This window comes from Vibrio ziniensis (genome assembly GCF_011064285.1).
Classification (GTDB): domain Bacteria; phylum Pseudomonadota; class Gammaproteobacteria; order Enterobacterales; family Vibrionaceae; genus Vibrio; species Vibrio ziniensis.
Genome location: NZ_CP049332.1, coordinates 1,375,600 through 1,396,021, shown reverse-complemented (window position 1 = coordinate 1,396,021; position 20,422 = coordinate 1,375,600). Strand labels below are relative to the sequence as shown.

Here is a 20,422-nt window from a genome sequence, read left to right as displayed (position 1 = left end):
GACGATAAGTCCACAGGGAAATTAACCGGAGGGATATCCATGAATTCAAGACGTAAGTTTCTAACCAGTGCTGCGGCGCTTACAGCAGGAACTCTACTTGCTCCTGCCAAAACGTTTGCTGCTAACCCAAAAATTAAGTGGCGTATGCAGACCTACGCTGGGCCAGCGTTGGCCGAGCACGTAGTGAAACCTGCTATTGAAATGTTTAACCGCCTTGCGGGCGATGAAATGCAAATTGAACTGTATTTCGCAGACCAATTAGTACCAACTGGTGAGCTGTTTCGTGCGATGCAAAAAGGCATCATAGATGCCGTTCAGTCTGATGATGACTCAATGGCTTCTCCAACGGAAGTGACCACTTTTGGTGGCTACTTCCCATTTGGCAGCCGTTACTCACTGGATATTCCTGTGTTATTCAATCAGTACGGTTTGGACGAAATCTGGAAAGAAGAGTACGCGAAAGTGGGCGTTAAACACATTTCCGCAGGTGCATGGGACCCTTGTCACTTCGCAACTAAAAAACCAATTACTAGCCTAAAGGATCTTAAAGGTCTTCGTATCTTTACTTTCCCAACAGCGGGGCGCTTCCTTGCTAAGTTCGGCGTAGTTCCTGTATCCATTCCATGGGAAGATGTGGAAGTGGGTCTTCAAACGGGTGAGCTAGATGGTATTGCATGGTCTGGTATTACTGAAGACTACACGGTTGGTTGGTCCAAAGTGACCGATTACTTCCTAACCAACAACATCTCTGGTGCGTGGATTGGACACTTCTTTGCCAATATGGATCGCTACAATGCGCTACCTGAACATCTAAAAGAACTACTACAACTCTGTATGGATAGTTCTCATTACTATCGTCAATGGTGGTACTGGGGCGGTGAAGCAAAACTTCGTGTAGAGGGTGCAGACATGAAGCTAACTTCAATTCCAGATGCGGAATGGGCAACTGTTGAAGCTGAATCGCACAAATTCTGGGATGAGATTGCGAAAGAATCGCCAACTAAAGCAAAAGTGGTTGAGATATTTAAGAAATACAACTCAGATATGGAAAAAGCAGGCAGACCTTATCGTTACAGCTAATCCATTTCTTTGTTTAGATTCACAACATCAGCGGCTTTGGTCGCTGATGTTGTTTTAGGTGGTTGATAAAGGTTAGTTAATATTCCAAAGAGTACTGAGCTCTTGCAACACAGCTTTAGTAATCGGTGAGCTTGCTTTGTTTTGTGCGACAACAAAGTAGAGTTCGGCGTCAAAATCGAGCTCAGAAAGGAGGGTGATTTCATTGTTTTGCGCATGTGTCTGTGCGTCTTCCAACTCATAGAAACTGATACCCAAACCACTTTTTACTAGCTCTAATCTTGTTGCGTCATCGTCGCTGCTAGTAATGGCATTGATCTCTCTTCCTAACTTTGATTTTAGAAAGATATCGAATGGGCAGTAGTACCCCATTGTGATCCAACGTTCAGTTTCTAAAGGTGCATTAGAAACAAAACCAAATGGTGCTATGGTGGTTATCCTTTGCGATTTTATTTTCATGGCGGCTAAATCACTAGGTATTTCTCCATAAATAAAACCGCCATCCAGCTCTTCATTTCGAATCGCTTCAATTGTTTTACCTGAAGACACGGGTTGGATTTGAAGAGTAATGCCGGGAGTGCTTATCAGTAAATTTTCAATAAGACGAGGTATCTGAAGTTGAGCTGGCTTTTGATTCATTCCTAATCGAAAAGTGCCGATGATTTCGTCTTGACTGGATGCCGCAGTGTTAACCAAATCAAACGCAGAATCTAAGGTTTTCTGCGCCTTCTTAAGTAACAGCTCGCCTTTCTCGGTGAGAGTCATGCCTTTGCTACTTCTTACAAACAACGGAACTTGCAGCTCTTCTTCTAAAGCTTTGATGTGTGCACTGACGGCTGGTGGCGTTGTGTATAGCTGCTTAGCCGCTAGGGTTAAGTTGCCGGTTTGGGCAACAACGACAAATGAGCGTAGGTGATAAAATTCCATGTAATCCAGCGCGTTCCAAAAGTCACAATCGATAGCTCATTATCGGCTTTCAGAAGCAAAAGTATATTTGTTTTCTCTTAACGCTCCGTTCAGAAACTACGAATTCTCTCCACCACTTATGCCTAATACACTAACTAGGAAACAACATGGTTTTGGTTCAACAGCGTTAAGGAGATAAATCGCTATGAAAATATCAAATGTACTTTCCCATCCAGCCGCGGACAGTGAAACTGCGAACGCGTTTTTTACTAGCAAACTGGGCTTTGAAACCGACTGCTCAGATGTTTATGCAGATATTAAAGAGAGCAACAAACAGTTCATTTTGCTCGATGTTCGAAGTGTAGATGCATACAACAAAAGCCACGCTATCACTGCAGAGAGCATGCCTCACGCCAATATTAGTGCGGAGTCTTTCGCTCATTTTCCTAAAGATACAATCTTTGTTGTTTATTGCTGGGGACCGGGTTGCAACGGTGCGACTAAAGCTGCAAAAAAAATCTCAGCACTAGGCTTTGCTGTTAAAGAGATGATTGGCGGTATTCAGTATTGGGAAGATTTCGAGCGATACCCTGTGAATCGCCGATTGGATGAGGCTCAAAGCTAAAAGTTGGTTAAGTAAAGAGTGACGTAGATATTTCAGGTAGCCAGATTTCGTGAGGAAGGAAGACGTGTTAGGGTACAGTACAAATAGTGAGCCCCCTTAAAGGGAGCCACTCAAAGTCACCAGATTCGCTAGCGGCTTTCATCCCCAAACTTCGTTAGCAATCTCAACAACATGTTTGAGCTTATTCCACTGTTGTTGCTCTGAGAGAATGTTACCTTCTTCAGTGGATGCGAACCCACATTGTGGGCTTAAGCGTAACTGCTCAAGGGGGATGTATTTTGTAGCTTCAACAATCCGAGACTTGATGTAATCCTTTGGCTCAATGTCTGGCGTCTTAGATGTGACTAACCCCAATACGATGAACAGATCTGTTCTGTTCACATGTCTTAACGGTTCAAATCCGCCTGAGCGTTCGTCGTCAAACTCTAGGAACAATCCATCAACGTTGAGTCGACCAAATATGGTTTCTTCGGCTGCTTCATATCCCCCAGAACCAAAGTATGTCGATCGGAAGTTTCCTCGGCAAATGTGCATTGTAACTAGCATATCCTGGGGCTTGTTTTTAATCGATTCGTTAAGCAAATATTCGAAAATAGCGAGTAACTTGTTGGTGTCGTATCCCTGCTCTTTGAGACTATTCACTCCATCAACTGAGAAGAATGAAGCCCAAGAAGTATCGTCAAGTTGAAGGTAACGACAGCCTTTATCATAAAAAGCTTGAATAGCATCCTGATAGGTTTGGATTAAATCGTTGATGAACAGCCCGTCATTATTTTGGTAGCATTCAGCCACATTTTTCCCACGTAGAAAAAGCATGTTTGGACTTGGAATTGTCTGTTTGGCCACATGTTGATTTGGTTGAAGTAATGAGTTCAGGAACACAAAATCGCCAAGAAACGGGTGATTGGAGTCAAAGCTAATTCTATCAGTGATCTTAACACTATGCGTTTTGGGTTTGGTTCCTTTAAAGTTAAGCGGTACTTCAGGTGTGTAGCCTTCAACTCCTTTTAATCCTTCAAGAAAATCAAAGTGCCACCATGCTCTTGAATATTCACCATCAGTAATAGCGGTAAGTCCAGCCAACTTTTGTTGCTCAACATGTAAACGGGTTTCTTCTCGCTGAATTTTTATCAACTGCTCAGCTGTGATTTCGTTGTTTTGCTTTTGTAATCGAGCGGCTTTTAGCTTGTCACTGCGTAGTAGGCTACCAACTTGGTCAGCAAAGAAAGGAGTGATCAACGGATTAATATGTTCAGACATCTTGTTACCTCTAAATAAACAAAACTGAATACGTCTAGATGGCTAAATGATTAATGTTTATTTATATGAACTCAATCGCATTTTGATCATGTTGTACATGAGTTTTTTTCAATTTGGGGGTTGGCGTAATGCTTCAAGTGAGTGGCGGTTTACATTAACGAAGATCTAAAGACACATTCTCATCCGAAGGTGTTAGTATGACCGCAATTCAGTAGTATTGAGAAGGTGTCAGGAAGACAGATGGCTAAAGCAGCTATATCGCTAAAAGGGACGAAAGTGAGTCCGTTGAAAAAAAGTCGTACAACGGTTGAGCCAGGGGTTCGTAGACGAAAAAAGTTTGATGATAAAAGACAGTTTATTTTGGAAACTGCTTTAGCGGTGTTTTCTCAATACGGTTTTCATGGAACGACGATCGAACAAATTGCCAATAGCGCAGATATTTCCAAAACAAACTTATTCTATTACTTCAAAAGCAAAGAAGAGCTTTATTTAACCATCTTAGAAAACATCCTAAACGATTGGCTTGCGCCAATTGCTGGCTTTGATGAAGTGGACGACCCTAAAACCGCAATTGAAAACTACATTCGTCTCAAGATGGAACTGTCACGCGATCAACCTGAAGCTTCACGCTTGTTCTGTTTGGAAATCATTCAAGGTGCACCAATTCTCAAGAATTATCTCAATGGTGAGTTAAAAAACATCATCGATGAAAAATCTAAAGTCATCGAGCGTTGGATAAGCCAAGGTAAAATTAAGCCAATCGATCCCACACAATTGATCTTTACAATTTGGTCAACCACACAGCACTATGCAGACTTTAGTGTTCAGGTTAAAGCGATAACGGGGAAAGACCTGTCCAATAAGAAATTCTTTGAAGAAACTTGCCAGTCCATCCAAAACATCATCTTCAATGGCATTGCATAGTGCCTTGTTAAGCGTCCAATAAGTTGTTTCGAGAAGTCTCTAAAAGGTCACTTATAAGTGACTTTTTTATCGCTCTAGATTCCCATTTTTGTCTTTATTTCCGCAGTGTAAAACCTGGTTCCTAACCTCTATTTGCATTCTGGTTGTGCGTTTTTTGTGCACTCGATTAGTGCTTTTGCACCAATCCAGATGTTTTAAAACAGACCATTTGGTCTGATTTTTGAGGTCTAAATTAGTTAACTGTTTGTTAATTAATGCAAATAATTTATTGGCATAAACTTTGATTTAGATCAATGCGAGGAAGTAAATATATGCATGGTTAATTACAAGGAGTTTTATATGCAGATTGGTGTCTTCATTCCTATTGGAAATAACGGTTGGTTGATCTCGGAAAATGCGCCTCAATACATGCCGACTTTTGACCTGAACAAAGAGATCGTATTACGAGCAGAACATTACGGATTAGATTTCGCTCTATCGATGATTAAGTTACGCGGCTTCGGCGGAAAAACAGAGTTCTGGGAACACAACCTAGAGTCATTCAGTTTGATGGCGGGTCTTGCTGCTGTTACTTCAAAAATTCAGTTGTTCGCAACCTCTGCAACGTTAACGTTGCCGCCAGCGATTGTGGCACGTATGGCTTCCACCATTGATTCCATCTCCCATGGTCGCTTTGGCGTTAACTTGGTAACAGGTTGGCAAAAGCCGGAATACACGCAAATGGGCTTGTGGCCGGGCGATGAGTTTTTCTCTTCTCGTTATGACTACCTATCTGAATACGCTCAAGTGCTTCGCGATTTGTGGGATACCGGTTCTTCAGATTTTAAAGGTGACTACTTCACCATGGAAGATTGCCGAGTAAGTCCTAAACCTCAGGAAAAAATGAAAATCATCTGTGCCGGTTCTAGTGATGCTGGCATGGCATTCTCAGCAAAATATGCTGACCACAACTTCATTTTTGGTAAAGGTGTCAACACGCCTAAAGCATTTGCACCTCAAGCCAGCCGTTTGATTGAGGCGACAGAAAAGACCGGCCGTGAAGTTAGCTCATTTGTGCTCTTTATGATCATCGCTGATGAAACAGATGAAGCGGCTCGCGCTAAATGGGAGCATTACAAAGAAGGCAAAGACGACGCAGCTTTAGAATGGCTGGGTGTTCAAGCCGCTCAGGATACCAAATCGGGTAGCGATACTAACGTACGCCAAATGTCTGACCCGACTTCAGCGGTAAACATCAACATGGGTACGTTAGTGGGTTCTTACGAAACGGTTGCTCGTCTCCTAGATGAAGTCGATGAAGTTGAAGGCACTGGTGGTGTTCTACTGACATTCGATGAGTTTGTTGAAGGCGTCACAGCGTTTGGTGAACGTATTCAACCGTTAATGAAAACTCGTCAACACGTCACAGTTCAGGGAGCGTACGCAGCATGATTACTGGCTACTCACTGAATACAGGTGAATCTCCACAAGTTGTATTAAAAGCTGAACCAGAAAATCTGGCGATTAAAGCCAGTGAAACGGCTTTGATTGTGGTGGATATGCAGAACGCATATGCCAGCAAAGAAGGGTATCTGGATTTGGCGGGCTTTGATGTTTCCGGCACTGGACCTGTGATTGAAAACATCAACAAAACTATCGAAATCTCGCGCAAAGCGGGTATTCAAGTGGTTTTTCTGCAAAACGGTTGGGATAACAAGTATGTCGAAGCGGGTGGTGAAGGTTCGCCAAACTGGCATAAGTCCAACGCGCTGAAAACGATGCGTAAGCAACCAGAGCTATCTGGTCGATTTCTTTCAAAAGGCGGTTGGGATTACGAGCTAGTTGAAGAGATAAAACCTCAACAGGGAGATTGGGTTATTCCGAAAACCCGTTATAGCGGCTTCTTTAACACCAACCTAGACACCATGCTGCGCTCGCGTGGGATACGAAATCTTGTTTTCACAGGTATCGCAACGAATGTCTGTGTGGAATCGACATTAAGAGACGGTTTCCATCTCGAATACTTTGGTGTCGTGCTTTCCGATGCCACACATCAGGCGGGACCGCGCTCAGCGCACGATGCAGCGTTACTCAACATCCGAACTTTCTTCGGATGGGTAACAACTCTGGAAGATTATTCAAACGCTTTGGCTAAATAAGGAGATTACTATGCCTAAACAAACCGTACTTCCTGCTGGAACTGGTAAACCACTTGCCCCATATGTTCCTGGTTCTATGGCTGATGGTGTTCTGTATGTTTCAGGAACGCTACCTTTTGATAGTGAAAACAATGTCGTTTTTCCCGGTGATGCAGCCGCTCAAGCTCGTCATGTGTTGAACACGATCCGAGGGGTAGTTGAAGAAGCGGGCGGCACGATGGATGACGTCACCTTCAACATGATCATGATTAAAAACTGGGCTGATTACGCTGCCATCAATGCGGTGTATGCGGATTTCTTCCCAGGAGAAAAACCTGCACGTTACTGCATTCAATGTGGATTGGTGAAAGAAGAAGCATTGATTGAAATTGCATCAATTGCTCATGTCGGAAAGGCTTAACAGCACCATTAAACCATTGGAAGGTAGAGCAGCGAATGTATTACGAAATTCATGATGATGGTCAGCAATACAAAGAGACAGTGATTCTGTCTTCAGGCTTGGGCGGTTCTCATCATTATTGGCATCATCAGCTACCACTGTTGAAAAGCCGATTTCGAGTGATTGTCTATGACCACTTTGGGACAGGGCAAAGCCATGGCGATATTCCGCAAGGTTACAGCATGGCGGACATGGCGAAGGAAGTCGTCACGCTGCTGGATCAAACAGATAGCGAACGAGTTCATTTCATCGGTCATGCGTTAGGTGGGCTTATTGGCTTACAACTTGCGGCTGATTGTCCCAAAAGAGTGTCGAGCTTATTGCTCATTAACGCTTGGGAAAAAACCGATGATCATACCAAGTTGTGTTTTGACATTAGAAAATCTCTGCTGCTCAATTCTGGCGTAGAGATGTTCTTCAAGGCGCAGCCTCTGTTTTTGTACCCTGCTGAATGGATGAAAAACAACGCTGCTCTGTTGAAGGAGGAAGAAGACAAGGTTCTTTCTTCACCTTTCAATGAAAGCAATTTATTGAGAAGGATTGGTGCTGTTGAAAGTTTCGATATCTCTAAAAGCATTGACTCGGTTCAGTGCTTCACTGGGGTTATTGCAAGCTGTGACGACTTGTTGGTGCCATATTCCTGCTCGGCAAACCTACATAAAAAACTCAGCCATTCTTCGTTTTATTTATTAGAGAAAGGGGGACATGCCTGCAATGTGTCTGACCCTGTAACGTTTAATAAAACGATGCTTGATTTTTATAAAGAGATTTAAGGAGACGTTCGAATGAACGAGACGATGGATACGTCAGCGTTAAAGCAACTGTTTACAGAAGCAAGAACGCACAACGGCTGGCTGGATAAGAAAGTGAGCCAAGAACAAATTGAACAGCTATATCAACTGACCTGCCTAGGTCCGACTTCGGCAAACTGCTCTCCAGCACGCTTTGTTTTTATTACTTCTGAAGAAGGCAAGCAGCGTTTAGCGCCGACATTATCAAGCGGTAACTTAGAAAAAACTATGACAGCTCCGGTGACTGTTATCGTTGCTTATGACCGAAAGTTTTACGACGCATTGCCAACACTCTTTCCTCATGGAGATGCGAAAAGCTGGTTTACCTCTAGTGAGGAATTGGCTTTAGAAACCGCGATGAGAAACAGCTCCATGCAGGCGGCTTATATGATTTTGGCAGCGCGAGCAATGGGGCTTGATACTGGACCACTCTCTGGTTTTAACGCTAAAGCGGTGGATGAGGAATTTTTTGCTGGAACAAGTTGGAGCGTCAACCTAATTATCAACATCGGCTATGGAGACGCAGCTAAGTTGTATGGTCGTTTACCTCGTTTACCTTTAGAAGAGGCGTGTTTGTATGTCTAATTTGGCTATCAATATTCCGTTTTCTTTAGCAAAGGAAAACGAACTCACTTTTACCCCGTTCACATCTACAGATGACAAAGGTGTAAAGCTGTACCGCGATGGCATGTCTGGGCTTGGTGCTTCAGTAAATGTTATTACCACAATGGTAGATGGCAAACCTGCGGGGTTCACTGCAACCGCAGTCACAAGTGTTACCGATGCTCCGCCAACTCTGTTGGTGTGCTTAAACCGCTCGTCATCCGTATTTTCTGTGTTTGATAAGGCTGAGTTTTTGTGCGTTAACACGCTAGCAGCGGGACAAGAAGCGGTGTCTGGCGCATTTGCCAGCAAACTGAGCCAAGCAGAACGTTTTGACTCAGTCGAATGGAAGCAGTTTGTCACAGGTTCGCCTGCACTAGATGCCGCTTCAACCGTATTCGATTGTCGCATTTCATCGCGTACTTCAGTGGGAACTCACGATGTGTTTTTCTGTGAAGTGCTCGGAATTGGCCAGTCTGAAAAAACGTCGAATCTTGTCTACTTCAATCGTAAGTATCACAGCCTTGTGTAGCAGGAAGAGTTGCAAAGCTGGCTTATTTTAAAAGTGGATATCAGTAACGGCGGATATCAGAAAAAGGAAGTGAGTAATGACGATTTCTATGGATACGTATTACCTATACGGATTTTGTTTTAACGATATACCCTTCCTACTTGAAGCTGCAGCGGTGTTGGCTACGTTCGTTCGCCCCAATCACATAGTTATCTATGCTCATGGGGGTTCACTCACTTGCCGCCTACCTGCAACTCCAAGTAGTTTGGGTACATGAATAATCAGTAACAGTGATTTTTATCTTCACGTTTCATGTTTTCCAGAATTAAACGAGTGGTTTAGTGGTTCATTTGATTTATTTGGATAGGTAGCAGCATAAAGCCGAAGGGAAATAACTAGGGTCAACAAGCCTTAACTCAATTAGGAAGAGAGGGGATTCAAATGAAAACGGAAATGAAGCAAGTGGGGGAATTCTACGAGTTAGAAGTCGGTGAAGACCTCATTTCTAGCAAGAATTTCAATAGTGATTTGGCACCAACCAAAATCAAAGAACGCACGTGGAGCAAGTTCAATATTGCTGCTCTGTGGGTGGGTATTTCGATATGTGTGCCGACATATACGTTGGGCGGAATATTAACCAACTACTTTGGTTTATCTGTGGTTGAGGCACTACTCACCATTCTTATTGCGAACATTATTGTATTGGTGCCTCTAACGCTGAACGCTTTCGCTGGAACAAAATATGGTTTGCCGTTCCCAGTCGTACTTCGTTCTTCGTTTGGCATTATGGGGTCAAACGTACCATGTGTGATTCGCGGGTTTGTCGCTTGTGGTTGGTTCGGTATTCAAACCATGTTTGGTGGCTTGGCGATTCATCTATTTTTATCAGAGATCTCATCTGCATGGGCATCACTAGGTGGCGTAGGTGAGGTGATTGGCTTCTTTATCTTTTGGGCGCTGAATATTGGCGTTGTGCTTAAAGGTGCAAACTCCATCAAGTGGCTTGAAACCCTATCAGCACCGCTATTGCTGATTGTGTCTTTAGGTCTGCTGTTCTGGGCAAGTGATAAAGTCTCATACACCGAATTGCTTTCTACGCCAGCAAACCGTCCTGAAGGCGATGGTTTCGCGAAGTATTTCATGTCAGGTTTGACTGCTATGGTTGGCTTCTGGGCGACGTTATCTCTGAACATTCCTGACTTTAGCCGCTATGCAAAATCGCAGAAAGATCAGGTGATTGGGCAAATCATGGGATTGCCACTGACGATGTTCTTGTTTGCGTCACTAGGCGTAGTTATGACAGCCGCATCAGAGACCATGTTTGGTCAAACAATCTCAGACCCAATTACACTGATTGGTCAGATAGACAGTCCGTTTTTAGTGGCTGTTGCAATGGTGATGATTGTCATCGCGACTCTATCTACTAACACAGCTGCGAATATAGTCTCGCCAACCAACGATTTCCAAAACATTTCTCCACAACATATTGACCATACTAAAGGCGTGTTACTGACAGGTGCGATCGGTATTGCGATGATGGCTTGGGAACTGATGAAAAAAGTGGGCATGATCGAATCAGACGTTAGCGTTGAAGCCTATATTTCTAACTGGTTACTGGGTTACTCAAGTTTACTGGGACCGATAGCTGGCATCATGATTGTGGATTACTTCCTCATCAAGAAGCAGAAGCTAGATGTGTTGGCGCTGTATAAGGAAGATGCGTATCCGGCATTCAACTGGGCTGGCTTCATCGCGCTACTCATCCCTGTTTGTTTCACTATGATGGCGATTTTCTTCAATGTGATGACTTGGTTCTATGACTATGGTTGGTTTACAGGTGCTTTCAGTGGTGCGATTTTGTACTACGTTATTTGTAAATTCTCACCACAGGTTGTGATGAAAACCGAGCTAGAGAAAGCATAAACATTTATTGGAAGGGTATGGGGTATTCATCCCTATACCCTTAATTCACTCAAGATTTAATGGATAAATTGATATGGGTAAAGTGGTATTTATTACTGGTGCAACGTCAGGTTTTGGACGAGCAGCAGCGAGAAAATTCGCGTCTGAAGGCTGGGCACTTGTGATTACGGGAAGACGGGAAGAACGCCTGAAAGAATTGGCAGAAGAGCTTTGTGAAAGCGTTCCTGTGCACTATCAAACGTTGGATGTTCGCAGTAAAGAAGACGTCGATAGTCTAGTGAAATCATTACCTGAATCATTTAAAAAGATAACCTGTTTGGTGAACAATGCTGGTCTTGCGTTATCACCAAACCCAGCCCAGACAGTCGATATCCAAGATTGGCACACCATGATTGATACCAACGTAACGGGGTTAGTGAATGTTACTCATGCGCTGCTTCCAACTCTAATTGAAGTGGGTAAAGGTGCGTCGATTATCAACGTCGGTTCAATTGCTGGTCAGTGGCCGTATCCGGGCAGCCATGTTTACGGTGCAACCAAGGCATTTGTTAAGCAGTTCAGTTATAACTTGCGCTGTGACCTATTAGGGACTGGTGTTCGAGTGACTGATCTCGCTCCCGGCATAGCGGAAACGGAATTTACTTTAGTGCGAACCAAAGGGGATCAAGCAGCGTCTGACGCTCTGTATGCAAATACGCAAGCATTAACGGCTGAAGATATCGCCGACACCATGTTCTACCTTGCAACGCTTCCAGCCCATATGTGTGTAAACAGATTGGAAGTGATGCCGACCGCACAAGCGTGGAACCCTTTTGCTATCTATCGCGAAAGCTGATTTCTACCGACACCGAATCAAACCAGCGTATTTTTAAAAGGAATTAAAAATGAAACTGAGTTCAATTGAAGAGATCATCGAGGATATCCGTTTAGGGAAAATGGTGATCCTAATGGATGACGAAGGCAGAGAAAATGAAGGCGATATCATTGTCGCCGCCGACAAAATTACACCTGAAATCGTCAACTTTATGGTAACGGAAGGAAGAGGTTTGCTGTGCATGACAATAACAGAGCAGATGGCTCAGCAACTAGAGCTTCCTTTAATGGTCAAAAACAATACCGAACAATTTGGCACTAACTTTACGGTGTCTATAGAAGCAGCCAAGGGCGTGACAACGGGAATCTCAGTGCATGATAGAGCGGTGACGATTCAGACTGTTGTCTTTCCAAACTCAAAGCCGACTGATTTGGTCTCACCGGGGCATGTGTTTCCTGTTGTCGCACGGGAAGGCGGGGTTTTAGTTCGTCCCGGTCATACTGAAGCTGGATGTGACTTAGCCAGATTGGCAGGCTTGGCACCGTCCTGCGCAATTATTGAAGTACTCAATGTCGATGGAACAATGTCACGTCGATCAGATTTAGAAGTTTTTGCAAAGCAACACCACATCAAACTCGGTACTATTGCTGACCTGATTACCTATCGTCTAAAAACAGAAGTTCAACAAGTATTGGTTGCATAGAGTAAGGATTTACTCAAATGTAAATTTTTAGCTCTAAGTTAAATTGTTTCGAAGGCTTATTATTCTCATGCTTTAGTTTATATTGAGAATGATAATTATCCATTTACAAATATTTACATTTCTTTATCTAGAGTTGATTTTCATCAATTCGTTATCGAACGGAATGCTCCACTATAGCCACAAAGTGGTAGGTGGGGGCGAGTTATGGATGTAGGTAAACGTAACTTCTTTCGTAATATTGTTCGACATGCGTACAAGTCTGATTCTGTTTCTCGGAATGTGCCCCGTCCTCCAACTGCGTTGGAAGAAAAAAAATTTATACAAACCTGTACGGGGTGTGGTGAATGTGTATCTGCATGCCCGAACGGTATTATCGTCGTTAAAAATGAGCTTGCTGAGCTCGATCTAGAATTGAGCTATTGTTCTCACTGCCATCAGTGTAATGAGGTGTGTCCAACCGCTGCGCTTTCTCATTCTGTTAGCGACTGCCAGCTTCGTCCCACAATCACCTCGAACTGTAATCCTCAAACTGCATTTTACTGTGCTGAATGTCAGCATGGCTGTCCGGTTGGCGCAATAACCGTCCAAAAGAATAATAAACCAGCGATAGATCTGGGACTGTGTAATGGCTGTAATTCGTGCCGATACCATTGTCCTGTCAACGCAATAACAACATCAATATTAAATTAACTGGAAATGTAACCGGTTAACTAAAATGGGAAAGAGCAATGAAAAATAAAACTTTATTAGACAGCGAGTTGTCTCGAAGGGGCTTTATGAAAGCCTCTGCGACGACCGCTACTGCTGCTGCATTAACGTCTGGACTAAGCATCCCATTTTCTTCAGTGGCTCGAGCCGCAGATTCTTCCAGCAGCAGCGCTGAAGAAAAGATCAAATGGAGTGCTTGCCTAGTTAACTGTGGTAGTCGATGCCCACTGAAAGTTCATGTGAAAGACGATCAAATCGTCCGAATTAATACTGAAGATGGTATTGATGACTCGGTATTTGGTGAGCATCAAATTCGCCCTTGTCTGCGTGGTCGTTCAAATCGCTACAAAACTTACAATCCTGACCGCTTGAAATACCCAATGAAACGAATTGGTAAACGTGGTGAAGGTAAGTTCAAACGTATCAGTTGGGATGAAGCAACCACGATCATCGCCGATAAGCTACGCCATACTATCGATACTTATGGTAACGAAGCCATTTATTACCAATATGGCTCTGGTTCAACAGGAGCAAACTTGCACGGACGTAGCGCTTGCAAACGTTTGTTGAATCTTCTTGGTGGCTATTTAGAGCAACACAACACTTATTCAACAGCGCAGATTGGGCGTGTAGAACCGTTTGTTTACGGTAAGCCACAAGGCAGCTACATGGCACAAATCAAGCACTCTGATCTGGTGGTGATGTTCTGTCAAAACATTGCAGAAACTCGTATGTCTGGTGGCGGTCAAATCCAGGAAATATATCGCGCTCTGGAAGAAAGCCAAGCGAAGGTAATTATCATCGACCCTCGTCGTACCGATTCAGTTGTAGGTTTGAACGCAGAATGGTTGCCTATTCGTCCAGGAACGGATGCTGCGTTAGTGGCAGCTATTGGTCATACACTGATCAAAGAAGATATGGCGGATGACGAGTTCATCAACAAATACGCTGTGGGTTGGGATGAATCTACACTGCCAGCTTCGGCTGAGAAAAATGCTTCTTACAAATCTTATATCTTAGGTTTAGGAGCTGACCAAACTGAGAAAACACCAGAGTGGGCCGCGGCTATCACGGGTATTCCTGCGAAACGAATTCGCCAGTTAGCACGTGAGCTCTTCAATGCTAAAGCTGCATGGATTTCTCAGGGCTGGGGTTTACAACGCACTATGAACGGTGAACAAGCGTCTCGTGCTGTTATGATGTTGCCAGTAATCACAAAGCAATTTGGCCGCCAAGGTACTAACAGCGGTAACTGGGGCTATAGCTCGAGTTATCCAGTCGCAGGTCTAGCGATTCCTAACCCAGTTAAAACTTCTATTCCATGTTTCTTGTGGACAAAAGCTATCGCTGATCATGAAAACATGACAGCAAAAAACAGTTATGTAAAAGGTAAAGAACGTTTGGATACGGGAGTCAAATTCCTCTGGAACTATTCAAGCGGCGTCACCATGAACCAACACTCTGATCTCAACCACACGCACGAGATTCTATCTGATGAATCTAAGTGTGAATTTATCCTAGTGTGGGATCACCACATGACTAGCTCAGCGCGTTATGCGGACATTTTGCTGCCGGATGTATCGTGGTTAGAAGCGGCGGACTTAGTCAACAACTCCTACGCGACTGGGCCTTATCATTACCTGATTCGTATGCAGCCGACGATTACTCCTTTGTGGGAAAACCGTCCAAACTACGATGTCCTTGCTGATATCGCGCATAAGTTGGGTATTGGAGAAAAATTCACTGAAGGTCGCACTCTCGATCAATGGATTGAGCATAGCTATAACAAGATTCGCGAAAAACGCCCGTATTTGCCTGAGTTCAGTGAAACTAATGATATGGGGATTATTGACCGTGAACTTGCAGACATTGAATCTCATATTGCTCTGAAAGAGTTTAGAGAAGATCCCGAGGCGAATAAGCTTTCAACACCTTCGGGCAAAATTGAAATTTATTCTGAGCAGCTTGCTACATTGGATAAAGAGTGGGAACTACCTGAAGGTGACCGTATTCCTGCGGTTGCTGAATATCTACCAACTCGCGAAGGTTTGGGAGATGTAGAACGTATGAAACAGTTCCCGCTTCAAATGACAGGCTTCCACACTAAACGTCGTACTCATTCAACTTACCACAGTGTGGCGGTGCTACGTGAAGCTGTGCCTGATGAAGTTTGGATGAACCCGATGGATGCAAGTCAACGCGGGCTCAAACATGGCGACATGACCATTATCTTTAACGACCGTGGACAAGTTCAAATGCCAGTCAAAGTGACTGAGCGTATGATGCCGGGAGTGGTAGCAGTTCCTCAGGGGGCTTGGTATCAGCCTAATCGCAACGGTGTCGATATTGGTGGATGTATCAACTCGTTGACAACACAGCACCCATCACCATTGGCGAAGGGTAACCCTCAGCATTCGAACCTTGTCGAAATTAAACGTGCATAAAGAATTAGGATAAAGTTATGACTCAATATGGTTTTTATGTCGACTCGTCTAAATGCACGGGTTGTAAAACATGTCAGGTGAGCTGCAAAGACCGCAATCATCTCGATGTAGGTCCAAAGCTTCGCCGTGTTTATGAATATGGCGGTGGTGCTTGGGTAAAAAATGCAGACGGCACCTTCGATCAGGATGTTTTTAACTACTACTTGTCTATCAGCTGTAACCATTGTGATAACCCAACGTGTGTTGAAGGTTGTCCAAGTGGTGCGATGCATAAACGTGCTGAAGATGGTCTCGTAGTGGTAAATCAAGATGTGTGTATCGGTTGCCGTTACTGTGAAATGCGTTGTCCATATGGTGCTCCGCAGTACGATGAAGAGAAAAAAGTGATGGCAAAATGTGACGGTTGTTATGAATACGTCGCAAAAGGTGAAAAGCCAATTTGTGTCGCTTCGTGTCCGCAACGAGCGTTGGATTTCGATGAAATCGAAACGCTGCGTGCGAAGTACGGTACACAAGCTGAAATTGCCCCACTACCAAAAGCACATTTGACTCGTCCAAACCTAGTGGTTAAAGCGCACGCGCTTGCAAGACCAACAGGTGATACGTCGGGTTCAATCTTAAATCCACAGGAGGTCTAATCATGAAAGAACTTCCGTTAGTATTCTTCACGGTATTGGCGCAGGCTTCCGCAGGTGCTTTTATCCTGATGCAGATCTGCTCTTCAATGAAGAAGATCAATCAGAATCAAGCAAACAAAATCGCTTTGATTTCATTGGTGATGGTGATTATTGCAGGCATCTCTGCATTAACTCACTTAGGTCAGCCGCTACGAGCTATTAATGCTTTGTTTGGTATGGGACGTTCACCAATGAGTAATGAGATCATTACCTGTGGTTTGTTTGGTGGTTTAGTTTTCCTCTACGTGGTCGGCAATTTGAAAAGGACCATTCCAGAAGCGACGGTGAATATTTTCGGTTATTTGGGTGCGATTGCAGGTCTTGCTCTTATCATACTTATTCCGAGTGTTTACCAGCTTGAAACTATCCCCGCATGGAACACCTCGTTCACTTCACTGCAAATGGTATTAACAGCAGTGATATGTGGTGGCGCGATAATGACGGCTAACAATATTGGCGGAAAAGCTTGGCTGTTAACTGCCGTTGCGACTGTTGTGCTCTTTGCGTTAACACCAGGTTATTTCTCGTTCTTGTCTCAAGCGAACGTACAGTTCCATCAACAAGACATGCTGTTCTGGGGCGCAAAATACGCGTTATTGGCACTAGGACTAGTATTGTTGATTGCCGCTGCATTTATGGCTAAAGGCGCACAAAATGCTCGCTTAGCTGCGCTAGCGTCGGTATTGATTGTGGTGGGAGAAATTGCTGGTCGTATTGGTTTTTATGATCTTTGGGCAATTGGTATGTAAATGTCATACTCTGTTCAATAGCGTATGCTGTTTATTAGAAATGTTATATGAATAAGGTGCAGGAAAGCTGTTCTGCACCTTTTCGTTTGACCCCGATTATGATTGATTCGAATCAAAAGGCAAATGTAATGAATCCTCTTATTGTTGTATTTCAACTGTTAGGTCAGAACTTCTATTCTCGTCCTCGCGCTGAAAATCAGCCTATTCGTGACAATCTCAAACTACTACCTGAGCTACTCAGTTGGCCGAACGAAGAAAAGATAGCCAAGCAAATCTCACGATTACCAGAATTGGACTTGGATGAACTCGAATACCAGTTTTCGGTGCTGTTCGAAGGACAAGGGGAAATGCCGTGCCCGCCTTGGGGTTCAGTTTATCTAGACAAAGATAATATTGTCTTTGGCGAGTCAACGGCGCAATACCGAACTTTCCTTCGTGATAATGGGTTAGAAATAAATAGCGCAATGAAAGAGCCTGAAGACCAATTTGGTTTGATGATGTTAGCCTTGAGCCAATTATTGGAGAAAGGGGACGCTGAAGCTGGTATGGAGTTGATTACCGAGCATTTAATGCCTTGGGGAAAACGTTATCTTGAACTACTAGCGAACAACGAAGCCAGTCAGTATTACGCGATATTGGCTGAAATTACTCAAGATTTGTTTGATTCGTTGCAAAGTGAATTTGAATATAAAGTGGCGGAAAAAACACTTTATCTTTAAAGATTGTGAACATAAAAAAGGAACCGGAGATGCGGTTCCTTTTTCATTGTAATCTCCACACTACCGCCTTGGGCGGTAGTGATTGAGCAGTGGGGTGCTTAGCCTAGAGTGGTATCCAATACCATCATCAAGGCAAAACCAATCATTAAACCGATGGTAGCAAGTGTTTGATGCCCGTTTCTGTGAGTATCAGGGATGACTTCATGAGAAACAACAAACAGCATGGCACCGCCCGCCAAACCCAGTCCGATTGGATAAGCGATGATCAAACCACCCGCCAAACTTACGCCAAGTAGAGCGCCAATCGGCTCCAAAATACCTGTTAGAGCTGCAACTAGCACGGACAGTTTGGCATTAAAGCCAGCCGCTCTTAGTGTCAGTGCAACCGCCAAACCTTCAGGAATATCTTGTAGTGCGATGGCTGAAGTTAGTGGGACACCTACAGACAGGTCTCCTTGCGCGTAACCTACACCGATAGCCATGCCTTCTGGGAAGTTATGTAGTGCAATAGCAAATACAAATAGCCAAGCTCGACTGCATCTGTCGTGTCCAGGTCCACAAGGACCTGTCTCTAGATGCTCGTGAGGAGTGAAAGCATCAAGACCTAGCATTAATGCCACGCCAATGATCATGCCGAGAATAACGATGATGCCGCCAAGAAATCCGCTGTCAAAAAATTCTGTACCAGCTTCGATACCTGGTAATAAAAGCGAAAAAGCAGAAGCCGCAAGCATCATACCCGCAGCAAAGCCAAGCATGCAGTCTGATAGTTTTTGTGGAATATCACGAATAAACAGAGCGGGTAGAGTGCCCACAGCCGTCGCCAGAAATGCAATACCACCACCAACGAGCGCGTATTGTCCGTTGAGCTGTCTTTCGCCAGTTAATGCGTGCAAAAGGAAGAAGGCAATTAAGAGCAAAGACACAATCAATCCACCCGCCATAACGGGGTGCTGGTTTGAGTGTCCTCTTAACACTTCAACCCATGACTGTTCTTGAGTGTGGTTCATAGAGTTAATCCTAATGATTAGTTTATACAGAAAATCATACGGTTATATTGTGCTCACAAGTGCTTTGGTACAATGTTGCCGATCAAGAGATCAGCAAATTTCGACTTTATCCCGCTGTTTCAACTGAGATATAGTGTTAGCTCGCGCGGACCTACTGAATTTAGTCGAGTCGTTCGAACTTATCTTATTATTATTTAACGCTTAATTAAGGCTAATAATGACACAGTTTGTTTATTTGTCTAACGCATTATCAGGGACAATTTCTCGTTATAGATTCCAACAAGGCGTGCTTAGTTTACTGGGCGAAACTGAGGTGGGGTTTATGGTGATGCCCATGACGATAAGCCCTTGTCACAATTACCTCTATGCTGCTGTCCGTAGTGAGCCGTTTCGAATTGTTCAGTTTGGGATAGATCTGTTGACAGGTGATCTCTCTATCGTACGAGAATCCTTGGTAAACGAGAGTATCGTAACGTTGAGCACTGATAATAGTGACCAGTGGCTGCTCGCGGCATCGTTTAATCAACATCGAGTGTCTATTACAGCGCTTGATGATTTAGGTCAGCTTACTGACCAAACGACAGCGATTCAACACAACGGACCGTGTCATATGTTCCGCTTTAGTCCAGAGAACAAATGGATGGTAGCGACAGCGTTTGGTCAGGATAAATTACATGTTTATCCTCGACCAAATAACGATGCTTCTGTTGGGATGCCAGTCTTCAGTTATGACTTTCCACAAAATTCTGGCCCTCGCCATTTCACTTTCTCATCTTGTGGTTCGGTTCTCTATGTACTGACTGAAATGAGCGCGACCATCACGACCTTTGAATTTAATGCTGACAATGGCTCGTTAATCTATGTCGCTGAAACGTCAGTTTTGCCATTAAACACATTGGGTTTAAAACAAGGACTACCACCTGCACAAAGAGTGGCAAATGATGTTGCTCGGGTATGGGCTGCGGATATCCATGTTACGCACAATGGTCGTTTCCTATATGTCTCGGAACGCACGTTAAGTGTTATTGCATGCTTTGAAATTGCAGATGAAAGTCCTGTTCCTCAATACCTTCGCTATCAAGAAGTAGAGCGCCAGCCGCGCAGTTTTATGATCACTGATGATGACCAACATATGCTGGTAACTGGAGAGCTTGCTAACGAAGTGTCTGCCTACTCTCTTGACGCTAGCTCTGGATCATTAACTAAAGTATCGAGCGCTCCATGTGGTGAAGGTGCAGCTTGGGTTTGTATGATGGCATAAATGTCCGACAGATTGTGGCTTGTCATAGATCACATTTTGAGGCAATCTGCTATTTCACTTCAGTTAAACTTCTTTACCTAAATGTACTGAATTCGGCCTAAAGGCATATCGATAAGATGTATCAGGAACGCATTAGGTTG

The 20,422-nt window shown here is 43.9% G+C and carries 21 protein-coding genes and 1 pseudogene; 19 read left to right on the top strand and 3 right to left on the bottom strand.

Annotated features, from left to right (window positions below; translation table 11 throughout):
* Window positions 1–39 precede the first annotated feature (39 nt).
* On the top strand, window positions 40–1,080 hold the full coding sequence (locus tag G5S32_RS21265) for a TRAP transporter substrate-binding protein (RefSeq protein WP_165314123.1): 1,041 nt from the start codon (window positions 40–42) through the stop codon (window positions 1,078–1,080).
* A gap of 72 nt (window positions 1,081–1,152) precedes the next feature.
* Here G5S32_RS21265 and G5S32_RS21260 read toward each other — a convergent pair whose 3' ends face one another.
* A complete protein-coding gene (locus G5S32_RS21260; RefSeq protein ID WP_165314122.1) occupies window positions 1,153–2,004 on the bottom strand; it encodes a LysR family transcriptional regulator in 852 nt (283 codons plus the stop codon).
* A gap of 184 nt (window positions 2,005–2,188) precedes the next feature.
* Here G5S32_RS21260 and G5S32_RS21255 point away from each other — a divergent pair, with 184 nt between their 5' ends.
* Window positions 2,189–2,608, top strand: a complete 420-nt coding sequence (locus G5S32_RS21255) for a rhodanese-like domain-containing protein (protein ID WP_165314121.1) — start codon at window positions 2,189–2,191, stop codon at window positions 2,606–2,608.
* 138 nt (window positions 2,609–2,746) lie between these two features.
* Here the strand turns inward: G5S32_RS21255 and G5S32_RS21250 are convergent, their stop codons facing one another.
* Window positions 2,747–3,868, bottom strand: a complete 1,122-nt coding sequence (locus G5S32_RS21250; protein ID WP_165314120.1) for a 5-methyltetrahydropteroyltriglutamate--homocysteine S-methyltransferase — start codon at window positions 3,866–3,868, stop codon at window positions 2,747–2,749.
* A gap of 240 nt (window positions 3,869–4,108) precedes the next feature.
* On the opposite strand from G5S32_RS21250, the gene rutR reads away from it, so the two are divergent.
* The 16 genes and pseudogenes from rutR (at window position 4,109) to G5S32_RS21170 (ending at window position 18,011) form a co-directional block, all read left to right on the top strand.
* The gene (rutR, locus tag G5S32_RS21245) at window positions 4,109–4,792 is read left to right on the top strand and encodes an HTH-type transcriptional regulator RutR (protein WP_165314119.1); all 684 of its coding nucleotides are present in this window, start codon (window positions 4,109–4,111) and stop codon (window positions 4,790–4,792) included.
* 339 nt (window positions 4,793–5,131) lie between these two features.
* Window positions 5,132–6,223: a pyrimidine utilization protein A gene (gene rutA / locus G5S32_RS21240; protein ID WP_165314118.1), complete on the top strand. Its 1,092-nt coding sequence runs from the start codon at window positions 5,132–5,134 to the stop codon at window positions 6,221–6,223.
* The gene (rutB, locus tag G5S32_RS21235) at window positions 6,220–6,930 is read left to right on the top strand and encodes a pyrimidine utilization protein B (RefSeq protein ID WP_165314117.1); all 711 of its coding nucleotides are present in this window, start codon (window positions 6,220–6,222) and stop codon (window positions 6,928–6,930) included. The genes rutA and rutB overlap by 4 nt, the downstream gene beginning before the upstream one ends.
* Window positions 6,931–6,940: 10 nt before the next feature.
* Window positions 6,941–7,330, top strand: a complete 390-nt coding sequence (gene rutC, locus G5S32_RS21230) for a pyrimidine utilization protein C (protein ID WP_165314116.1) — start codon at window positions 6,941–6,943, stop codon at window positions 7,328–7,330.
* Window positions 7,331–7,365: 35 nt separating this feature from the next.
* Entirely contained in the window at window positions 7,366–8,142 is a 777-nt protein-coding gene (gene rutD, locus G5S32_RS21225) for a pyrimidine utilization protein D (RefSeq protein ID WP_165314115.1), read from the top strand.
* Between the two features lie 12 nt (window positions 8,143–8,154).
* On the top strand, window positions 8,155–8,745 hold the full coding sequence (locus G5S32_RS21220; protein ID WP_165314114.1) for a malonic semialdehyde reductase: 591 nt from the start codon (window positions 8,155–8,157) through the stop codon (window positions 8,743–8,745).
* Window positions 8,738–9,295 (top strand): flavin reductase, encoded by a 558-nt coding sequence (locus G5S32_RS21215; protein WP_165314113.1) that lies wholly within the window; start codon window positions 8,738–8,740, stop codon window positions 9,293–9,295. The genes G5S32_RS21220 and G5S32_RS21215 overlap by 8 nt, the downstream gene beginning before the upstream one ends.
* A 76-nt stretch (window positions 9,296–9,371) precedes the next feature.
* A complete protein-coding gene (locus tag G5S32_RS21210) occupies window positions 9,372–9,551 on the top strand; it encodes a hypothetical protein (RefSeq protein WP_165314112.1) in 180 nt (59 codons plus the stop codon).
* A 164-nt stretch (window positions 9,552–9,715) separates the two neighbouring features.
* Entirely contained in the window at window positions 9,716–11,197 is a 1,482-nt protein-coding gene (locus tag G5S32_RS21205) for an NCS1 family nucleobase:cation symporter-1 (RefSeq protein WP_165314111.1), read from the top strand.
* A gap of 73 nt (window positions 11,198–11,270) precedes the next feature.
* Window positions 11,271–12,032: an SDR family NAD(P)-dependent oxidoreductase gene (locus G5S32_RS21200; protein ID WP_165314110.1), complete on the top strand. Its 762-nt coding sequence runs from the start codon at window positions 11,271–11,273 to the stop codon at window positions 12,030–12,032.
* Between the two features lie 49 nt (window positions 12,033–12,081).
* Window positions 12,082–12,690, top strand: a pseudogene (ribB, locus tag G5S32_RS21195) (3,4-dihydroxy-2-butanone-4-phosphate synthase); the annotation flags it as partial.
* Window positions 12,691–12,918: 228 nt separating this feature from the next.
* Window positions 12,919–13,404 carry a 4Fe-4S binding protein gene (locus G5S32_RS21755; protein WP_165314235.1) on the top strand — a complete coding sequence of 162 codons (486 nt, stop codon included), beginning with the start codon at window positions 12,919–12,921 and terminating at the stop codon, window positions 13,402–13,404.
* A 38-nt stretch (window positions 13,405–13,442) separates the two neighbouring features.
* Window positions 13,443–15,866, top strand: a complete 2,424-nt coding sequence (locus G5S32_RS21185) for a DMSO/selenate family reductase complex A subunit (protein ID WP_165314108.1) — start codon at window positions 13,443–13,445, stop codon at window positions 15,864–15,866.
* A gap of 17 nt (window positions 15,867–15,883) precedes the next feature.
* Window positions 15,884–16,504, top strand: a complete 621-nt coding sequence (locus G5S32_RS21180; RefSeq protein ID WP_165314107.1) for a DMSO/selenate family reductase complex B subunit — start codon at window positions 15,884–15,886, stop codon at window positions 16,502–16,504.
* A gap of 2 nt (window positions 16,505–16,506) precedes the next feature.
* A complete protein-coding gene (locus G5S32_RS21175) occupies window positions 16,507–17,292 on the top strand; it encodes a dimethyl sulfoxide reductase anchor subunit family protein (protein ID WP_165314106.1) in 786 nt (261 codons plus the stop codon).
* 128 nt (window positions 17,293–17,420) lie between these two features.
* Window positions 17,421–18,011: a TorD/DmsD family molecular chaperone gene (locus G5S32_RS21170; RefSeq protein WP_165314105.1), complete on the top strand. Its 591-nt coding sequence runs from the start codon at window positions 17,421–17,423 to the stop codon at window positions 18,009–18,011.
* 98 nt (window positions 18,012–18,109) lie between these two features.
* Here the strand turns inward: G5S32_RS21170 and G5S32_RS21165 are convergent, their stop codons facing one another.
* Entirely contained in the window at window positions 18,110–19,021 is a 912-nt protein-coding gene (locus G5S32_RS21165; protein ID WP_165314104.1) for a ZIP family metal transporter, read from the bottom strand.
* Between the two features lie 217 nt (window positions 19,022–19,238).
* On the opposite strand from G5S32_RS21165, the gene G5S32_RS21160 reads away from it, so the two are divergent.
* Complete coding sequence (locus G5S32_RS21160) at window positions 19,239–20,282, top strand: lactonase family protein (RefSeq protein WP_165314103.1); 1,044 nt, start codon at window positions 19,239–19,241, stop codon at window positions 20,280–20,282.
* The last annotated feature ends 140 nt before the right edge of the window (window positions 20,283–20,422 follow it).